The sequence below is a fragment of the Hyphomonadaceae bacterium BL14 genome, from assembly GCA_027627705.1.
Lineage (GTDB): Bacteria > Pseudomonadota > Alphaproteobacteria > Caulobacterales > Maricaulaceae > Oceanicaulis.
In genome coordinates this window covers 1,630,056-1,638,080 of record CP091242.1, presented here as the reverse complement: position 1 = coordinate 1,638,080, position 8,025 = coordinate 1,630,056, and the positions used below count along the sequence as shown (strand labels likewise).

Annotated in this window: 8 protein-coding genes (1 of these 8 cut by a window edge); 6 read left to right on the top strand and 2 right to left on the bottom strand. The window is 66.8% G+C overall.

The genetic code is table 11. The features are described from left to right. Together recQ and L2D00_07880 are read right to left on the bottom strand one after the other, a co-directional pair. On the bottom strand, positions 1-37 hold the start of the coding sequence (gene recQ / locus L2D00_07885) for a DNA helicase RecQ (GenBank protein WBQ11774.1). It extends 1,745 nt beyond the left edge of the window; only the first 37 of its 1,782 coding nucleotides appear in the window; the start codon lies at positions 35-37; its stop codon lies off the left edge, out of view. A gap of 109 nt (positions 38-146) precedes the next feature. Further along, positions 147-326 carry a hypothetical protein gene (locus L2D00_07880; protein ID WBQ11773.1) on the bottom strand — a complete coding sequence of 60 codons (180 nt, stop codon included), beginning with the start codon at positions 324-326 and terminating at the stop codon, positions 147-149. A 57-nt stretch (positions 327-383) separates the two neighbouring features. On the opposite strand from L2D00_07880, the gene L2D00_07875 reads away from it, so the two are divergent. The 6 genes from L2D00_07875 to L2D00_07850 all read left to right on the top strand — a co-directional run bounded on the left by L2D00_07875 (position 384) and on the right by L2D00_07850 (position 8,022). Beyond that, on the top strand, positions 384-1,607 hold the full coding sequence (locus L2D00_07875; GenBank protein ID WBQ11772.1) for a hypothetical protein: 1,224 nt from the start codon (positions 384-386) through the stop codon (positions 1,605-1,607). A gap of 72 nt (positions 1,608-1,679) precedes the next feature. After that, positions 1,680-2,888, top strand: coding sequence for a CoA transferase (locus tag L2D00_07870; protein ID WBQ11771.1), 1,209 nt, complete (start codon positions 1,680-1,682; stop codon positions 2,886-2,888). Positions 2,889-3,042: 154 nt separating this feature from the next. After that, on the top strand, positions 3,043-4,155 hold the full coding sequence (locus L2D00_07865; GenBank protein WBQ11770.1) for an OmpA family protein: 1,113 nt from the start codon (positions 3,043-3,045) through the stop codon (positions 4,153-4,155). Between the two features lie 241 nt (positions 4,156-4,396). Next, the gene (locus L2D00_07860) at positions 4,397-5,689 is read left to right on the top strand and encodes a cystathionine gamma-synthase family protein (GenBank protein ID WBQ11769.1); all 1,293 of its coding nucleotides are present in this window, start codon (positions 4,397-4,399) and stop codon (positions 5,687-5,689) included. Positions 5,690-5,718: 29 nt separating this feature from the next. Then, positions 5,719-6,975, top strand: a complete 1,257-nt coding sequence (locus L2D00_07855) for a hydrolase (protein WBQ11768.1) — start codon at positions 5,719-5,721, stop codon at positions 6,973-6,975. Positions 6,976-7,005: 30 nt separating this feature from the next. Further along, complete coding sequence (locus tag L2D00_07850) at positions 7,006-8,022, top strand: arginine N-succinyltransferase (protein ID WBQ11767.1); 1,017 nt, start codon at positions 7,006-7,008, stop codon at positions 8,020-8,022. Positions 8,023-8,025: the final 3 nt, after the last annotated feature.

Below are 8,025 nucleotides of genomic sequence, written 5' to 3'. Positions count from 1 at the left end.
CCGGCCGGAAATCGCGAAAGCCAAACACCTCGCGCATGGCCGCGCGCGCCTCGGCAAGACCCGGGCGGGGCACCGCGTGCCCGGGGGCGGGCGGCGATATCGAATCATGGCCGAAGGTCATGGCCGCAAGGCTAGCGCGTTCACCGCTACGGTTCGATCCTGCCGCTGTCGAGCCGCACGATGCGCTGCGCCCGGGCGGCCAGGGACGGATCGTGGGTGACCAGAAGCACGGTCGTTCCCGACGCGTGCATCGCTTCCACCGCTTCAAGCACCAGCGCGGCGGACTCGCCGTCCAGATTGCCTGTCGGTTCATCGCAGATGAGCAAGGCCGGCTCGCGCACCATGGCGCGGGCGCAGGCGACGCGCTGCTGCTGGCGGCGATTATGGCCGCCCTGACACCGCTCTGGCTCACCCCGCCAGCGCGCCTCGCCTTCTCACCACCTGGCCAGAGCCTGCGCGCCAGCCTGACGCTCGCAGCCGGCCTCGCTGTTCTGGCGGGCGGGGCGGCGAGCCTCGCCTACGCCGCCATGCTGTTCGCTGGCGAAATGCGCGCCGGCTCCAGGCTGGGCCCGGATGATGACCGTGTCTGGGTCACGCCGTTTTTGCCTGAGGAGGCCGCCCGCCGCCTGCGCGCCCATGTGATGAACCGTCCCGAGGTGGAGGAGGCGATCATCATCAACTGGTCCTTTTTCGACACGTTCGCTCTGAACTGGCCAATGAGGCTGGGCGACCGGGATCTGGTTCAGCTCAGCGTCCTTACCGGAGACGATGTATGGCCGCGCTTCCATGCTGCGCCGCTGCTGGCGGGCGAATGGCCGCAGCCCGGACAGGTCGATTATTGCCAGGCGGTGGTGGATGCCGCCTCTGCCCGCCGTATCTATGACGGCCCCCTCGCGGAACTGCCCGGCCGGCATCTCTATCAGGGCGACGATAGCCAAACCTGCCTGATCCGGGCCGTCACGGCGCCGGTGCGCCGCGCCAAATTATCGTTGAGCGACGATCCCCAGGTGCATCTGACCGGTTCTGTTTTTCCCACAACCCAGAACCGGCAGGGCGCGCCGCTAGGCCGCACCCTCGTGCGCATGCGCCAGGGCGTCAGCCCGGAGCGGGCGCGCACCCTGATGGAGGAGGCGATGGCCTTTGCCGGGCCGGCGGTGCGTGACCCGCCGCGCACGCTGGCCGAAACCGGGGCGCGGGCCTATGAGCGCGAGCGGCGCATGGCCGGCCTGCTGGCCGCGGCGGCGGGCGGGCTGGCGGCGGTGTTCCTGGTGGTGGCGGCTGCGCTGGCTCTGCAAACCCTCGCCGCCCGGCGGCAGGCCCTGGCGGTGCGCCTCGCGCTGGGCGCCCGGCCTGCCGGTCTGGCGGTGAAGGCGCTGTTCCCGGTTCTGCTTGCGGGCGCAGCGGGCCTGGCGGCGGCGGCGGGTGTCAGCGCCGTATCCGGCCCGGCCTGGCGCTCGGTCGGGGCCCTGGCCGGCGCAGGACCCATGGCCGAGGCCGCCGCCATCGCCGCAGCGGCCCTGATCCTCACCGCCCCGGTCCTGCTGGTCTTTGTCATGGGCGCCGTCATGATCGCGCGGATGAGCCCGGCGGCGCTGCTGCGCGGATGAGCGCCCTTGCGTGGGCGCGGGCGTCTGGGCTAGGCGAGTGGGACTTGTCCGAACAAACGGAGCCTGGCCGCCATGAGCCCCGGAGCGTTGTCTCACATCAAGGTGCTGGACCTGTCGCGGGTGCTGGCGGGGCCGTGGTGCGCGCAGATCCTGGCTGATCTGGGCGCGGACGTGATCAAGGTGGAAAACCCTGATGGCGGGGACGATACCCGGGGCTGGGGCCCGCCCTTTTTGAAGAATGAGGACGGCTCGCGCGCCGACGCGGCCTATTATCTGTGCGCCAACCGCAACAAGCGTTCCATCGCCGTCAACATGCGCGAGGAGAGGGGCCGCCAGATTTTGCGTGACCTGGCCGCGGACAGCGATGTGGTAATCGAGAATTACAAGACGGGCGGTCTGAGGAAATACGGCCTCGACTATGACAGCGTGAAGGCGTTGCGCGGCGACATCATCTATTGCTCGATCACCGGCTTTGGCCAGACCGGCCCGTTAAGCGCCCAGCCTGGCTATGATTTTCTGATCCAGGCGATGGGCGGGCTGATGTCGGTCACCGGCGAGGACAAGCCCATGAAGGTGGGTGTGCCTGCGGTGGATCTGTTCACCGGCGTCTATGCCGCCGGTGCCGTGATGGCCGCGTTGATCGCACGCGATCAGGGTCTGGGCGGCCAGAATATCGACATGGCCCTGTTCGACGTGCAGGCGGCGATGCTCGCCAATCAGGCGTCCAACTATCTGGTGTCCGGCCGCGCGCCGGGACGCGGCGGCAACGCCCATCCCAATATCGTCCCGTATCAGGATTTTCCCACGCTGGACGGACGGATCGCCGTGGCGGTAGGCAATGACGGCCAGTTCGCCGCCTTCGCCCGGGCGCTGGGGTGCCCGGACTGGGCGCAGGACCCACGCTTCCAGACCAATGCGGCGCGCGTGGAGCACCGCGAAATCCTCATTGCACAGATCATTGTCGCCATGAGTGCGCGCTCCAGCGCCCATTGGACCGACTCGCTGACGGCCGCGGGCGTGCCGTGCGGGCCGATCCAAAACGTGGACCAGGTCTTCGCCCATCCTCAGGCTCAAGCGCGCGGGCTTGCACTCAACCTGCCCATGACCGGATGCGGGGCGGTGCCCCTGGTGGCCAATCCCATGCGCCTGTCCGGCACGCCCCCGGTCTACCGCGCGGCCCCGCCCAGACTGGGAGAGCATACGCGCGAGGTGTTGCAAGAACGCCTCGGTATCAATCAAATCGCGTGTTCCGAGCTGCAGCAGGCCGGTATTGTGCGCTGAATCCAATCGTTTTTTGCCTGATCGCAGTGGCGCGTGAACGAAATAGCAGGTAAGACACTTAATGAGGTTTGTGACGGCGTCCGGCATTTTGCCGTATCCTTCGTCACCCTTGAAATCTTTCACACGACGGGCATCCCGCCCGTAGGGGGTAGGAATGAAAAAGCACCTAATGACCGCCGCGGCTCTGGGCCTTGTGCTGGGTGCGCCGTCCATGGCGCTCGCAGACGAAGGCTGGTATCTCGGCGCAGGCGTTGGCTACGGCGCGCCTGGCGATGCCGATGTATCGGGCGCGCTCGGCAATCCGAACGCAGCCAATGGCGGCCGCATCAGCGGTGAGTCCAACTGGCGCGAAAAGCTCTCCGTTGGTTATCAGTGGGCTTCGGGCTGGCGTATCGAGGGCGAACTCGCCCATCGCTACAACAACCTGGGTTCGATCGGTAACCACGAAGACAGCCATGCCAAGTTCCAGACCTGGACCGGCATGCTCAACGTGCTGTACGACTTCGACATGGGCTCGGCCTTCTGGCGTCCGTATGTCGGTGCCGGTCTGGGCTATGCGGATGTGACCGCATCGCTCGCGGGCTGGAATACCGGCACGCGTCCGGTCGGTTCGCTGGCCACGGATCCGCGGTTCATTCAGTCGCGCTCGTCGAACGCCACGCTGGCTTACCAGCTGATCGCTGGCGTGGGCTGGGCGCTCTCGCCGCAACTGACCCTGGATACCGAGTACCGGTATTTCGGTCATGGCGAGACCACGTTTGGTCCGAACGCGTCGATCGACGTGGAAGGCCTGCGCGGCCACGAGGCCTGGATCGGCCTGCGGTACATGTTCTCGGCTCCGCCGGCTCCGCCGCCCCCGCCGCCGCCCCCGCCGCCTCCGCCGCCCCCGCCGCCCCCGCCTCCGCCTCCGCCGCCCCCGCCGTCGTGCGAGGACGCTGAGTTTGTGGTGTACTTCGAGTGGGATCGCTCCAACGTCACCGACCAGTCGCGCAACGTCATCAACAGCGCGATCAACACGGCCCGCAATTGCGGCGTCGCAGCGGTCCGCGTCGATGGCCACGCCGACCGTTCGGGTTCGGCTGCCTACAACGTGGGTCTGTCCGAGCGCCGCGCCCGTGCGGTACGTGACGAGCTGGTCCGCCTGGGCGTGCCTGCCGGCGCGGTGTCGATCAACGCCTACGGCGAATCCCGCCCGGCCGTTGCGACCCCGGATGGCGTGCGCGAGCCGCTGAACCGCCGCGTGGAAGTCCTGATCAACCTGAACTAATTTCAGGCCAATCAGTCTCTTAACAGACGGCCCGCCGGAGCAATCCGGCGGGCCGTTCTGCGTTTGCAAAAAGGCCGTTCAGGACCGCTCCGATAGGCCTTCCGGGTGGGGCTGAGGGGGCTGCGGCCCCGGTGCGCCGGGTTGACCCGCACGCGCCAGCGGCGCAAGACAGGTGCGGTAATCCGATCCCAATCGTCTGTCGCCGTTGGGTGCCTTCGCGCGCCGCCGGCAGGAGCCCGTTATGAGCAAACCTGAAACGCCCTACCGCAAGCGCGCGCTGGGCGCGCGCTCGCTGAGCCCCGAAACCATGATGATGAGCTATGGCTTCGACGCCAAGCTGTCGGAAGGCTCGATCAAACCGCCGATCTTCCAGACCTCGACCTTCGCCTTTGCCACCGCGGAGGAGGGCGCGGCCTTTTTCCGCGTCATGGGCGGGCGTTCGCAGTCCGGCGATCCGGCCCAGGCAGGGCTGTTGTATTCGCGCTTCAACAATCCGAACATGGAAGTGCTTGAAGACCGGCTCACCCTGTTTGACGGGGCCGAGGAAGCGCTGGTCTTTTCATCGGGCATGGGCGCTATCTCCACCGTGATCATGGCCCACGCCCATGCCGGTGATGTGGTGCTCCAGTCCACCCCGCTCTATGGCGGGACCGAAACGCTGATCCGCGCCATCCTGCCCCAGTATGGCATCAAGAGTGCCGATTTCTTCGCGGGTGCCAGCGAGGCGGAGATCAGCAAGGCCGTTGACGCCGCCATGGCGCTGGGCCGCATTGCCGTGATCTTCTGCGAAACCCCCACCAATCCGACCAATGAAGTGGTGGATCTGGCCCAGATGAAGCGCCTGGCGGACGAGATCGGCGCGCGTCAGGGCCATCGCCCGCCCGTGGTGGTGGACAATACCATTCTGGGGCCCATCGGCCAGACGCCGCTGGCCCATGGTGCCGACATCGTTGTGTATTCGCTCACCAAATATATTGGCGGCCATTCCGATCTCATTGGCGGCGCGGCCATGGGCTCAGACGCCCTGATGCGCCCGGTGCGCAAGCTGCGCTCAGGCATGGGCACCAATCTTGATCCCAATACGTGCTGGATGCTGGCGCGCTCGCTGGAAACGGTGACCCTGCGCATGAAAGCCGCGTTTGAAGGCGCAGCGATCGTGGCCAACTATCTCAAAACCCACCCGAAAGTGGAAAAGGTGCGCTATCTCGGCTTCCTGGAGCCCGGCTCGCGCGACCAGGTGGTTCACGAGCGCCAGAGCGGCGGCCATCACGGCTCCACCTTCTCGTTTGACGTTGTGGGCGGGCAGGCTGCGGCCTTCCGTATGCTCAACGCGCTGCAGGTGCTCAAGCTGGCGGTCAGCCTCGGCGGCACCGAGACCCTGATCTGTCACCCCGGCAGCACCACCCATGCGGCCGTTGAGGAATCCCTGCGCGAGCGTCTGGGCTTCACGGGCGGGCTTGTGCGCATCTCGGTGGGCATCGAGAATCCCGAAGACCTGATCGCCGATCTCGAACAGGCGCTGGAGCACGCCTGAGCCGTGCCGCAGCGCCACCGGAGCCGTCCATGACCGCCCTCACCCTTGACCGGGACGACCGCGCCGTTCTCGACTGGATCGAGGGCGAGGCGGACGCCATGATTGCGCGTGTCAAAGCCTGGTCCGCGATCAATTCCGGCAGCCGGAACGCCGACGGGCTGGAAGCCATGCGGGCCGAGTTGGAAACAGCTTTTGCACCGCTGGAAGGCCGGATCAGCGCTGTGGAACTGGCACCGTCCACCACGATCGAGCTGGATGGTGAAATCCGGGACGTGGCGTACACGCCTGCCTTCCGTTTGACCCAGCGCCCCGACGCGCCGGTGAAAATCGTCCTGACCGGCCACCACGACACGGTGTTCCCGCCGGGATCCGGTTTTGACACCTGGCGCATGCTGGACGACGACACCATCAATGGTCCGGGCACGGCCGACATGAAGGGCGGGCTGATCGTCATGCTCACCGCCCTGATGGGGCTGGAGCGCAGCCCGTGGGCGGATCAGATCGGCTATGACATATTGATCAGCCCTGACGAGGAGATCGGCTCGCTGGGCTCCGGGCCAGTGCTCGCCGAGCTCGGCCGCCACGCCCATGTGGGCATGACGTATGAGCCGGCGCTGGTGGATGGCTCGCTGGCGGGCGCGCGCAAGGGGTCGGGCAATTTCTCCCTGCGCTGCCGGGGCCGCGCCGCCCATGCCGGGCGCGAACATCATCTGGGCCGCAATGCCATCGTCGCCGCGGCCGATTTCGCCCGCCGCCTCGACGCGCTCAACGGCCAGCGCGAGCATGTCACCTTCAATGTCTCGCGCATTGATGGGGGCGGTGCCCCCAATGTGGTACCGGAGCTGGGCATTTGCCGCTTCAATGTGCGGGTGAAAACCGAAGACGACGCCCTCTGGGCGCGGGCCGAAATCGACGCGCTGGTCAAACTCACTGATGCGCGCGACGGCATTGCGGCCGATCTGCATGGCGGCTTCACCCGCCCGCCCAAGCCCATGAGCCCGGCCAATTTGCGCATGTTCGAATGGACGCGCGCCGCCGGCGAGCCGCTGGGCCTCGACATTCGCTGGAAGGACACGGGCGGAGTGTGCGAAGGCAATAATCTGTGGGCGTCGGGCTGTCCCAATGTGGATACGCTGGGCGTACGCGGCGCAGATATTCATTCCAGCCGGGAGATCGCCAAGCTCTCCAGCCTGCCCGAGCGTGCCCAGCTGTCGGCGGTGATGCTGATGCAGTTCGCCCGCGGCCGGTTCAACGCTGCAGAGGCGCGCGCGCTGGCGAAGGGCTAGCCGGGTTCAGGGACGTCAGGGGGAGAGTTCATGCTGGTGGTGCGCGCGGCCCGGTCGGGCGATGTCGACGGGTTCTTGAAGTTGGCCCGGGCGGCGGGTCCGGGCTTCACCAGCCTGTCGCTGCCCGATGATGCCCTCGCGGCCAAGCTGGCGGCGTCGGAAGCCGCGTTTGACGGCACGCTGAGCGATCCGTGCGACTGCAATTATCAGCTCATGCTGGAAGATACAGACACCGGCGACATCCTGGGCACCTCGGCGGTCAAAGCCATGGTGGGGATCAAGAAGCCGTATTTCGACTTCAAGATTTTCACTTTCGCCCAGGCCTCGAAGGAAGCGGGCAAGCGCTTTGACATGGACGCCATGCTGCTGGTCAATGATTTCGCCGGCTCGACAGAGGTCGGCTCGCTCTTTGTCAGCGATGCGGCGCGCGGTGCCGGGGCGGGCAGTCTGACGGCCAAGGCGCGCTATCTGCTGGTGGCGTCCGCCCGCGAGCGCTTCGGCAAGCGCATCTTGTCCGAATTGCGCGGCGTGGTGGATGAGAAGGGCGATTCCATCTTCTTCGAGCATGTGTCGCGTCCCTTTTTCCGGATGAGCTTTGATGAGGCTGACCGGCTCTCGGCGGCCACCGACAATCAATTCATCCTCGACCTCATGCCGTCCCACCTCATCTATCTTGACCTTTTGCCGCGCGAGGCGCGCGCGGTCATCGGCAAGACCCATCCCCACGGCGTCAACGCCTTGCGCCTGCTTGAGGCCGAGGGCCTGCGCTATGAGCGCTATGTGGACATTTTCGACGGCGGCCCGCTGGTCTCGTGCGGCGCGGACGAGGTGCGCACCATCCGCGAAAGCCGGGTGCTGCCGGTCGCCGGTACCAGCCCGGCCGGTGACCGCCGCCGCGCCCTGGTCTCCAATGACCGGATCGGCGATTTCCGCTGTGTCTATACGCAGATCACCCATGACGAGGCCCAAGCCGGCCTCGACGACGACGCCCGGCGCGCGCTGGATGTGCGCGTAGGCGATCCCGTGCGCTTCTGGATCAAGGACTGACCC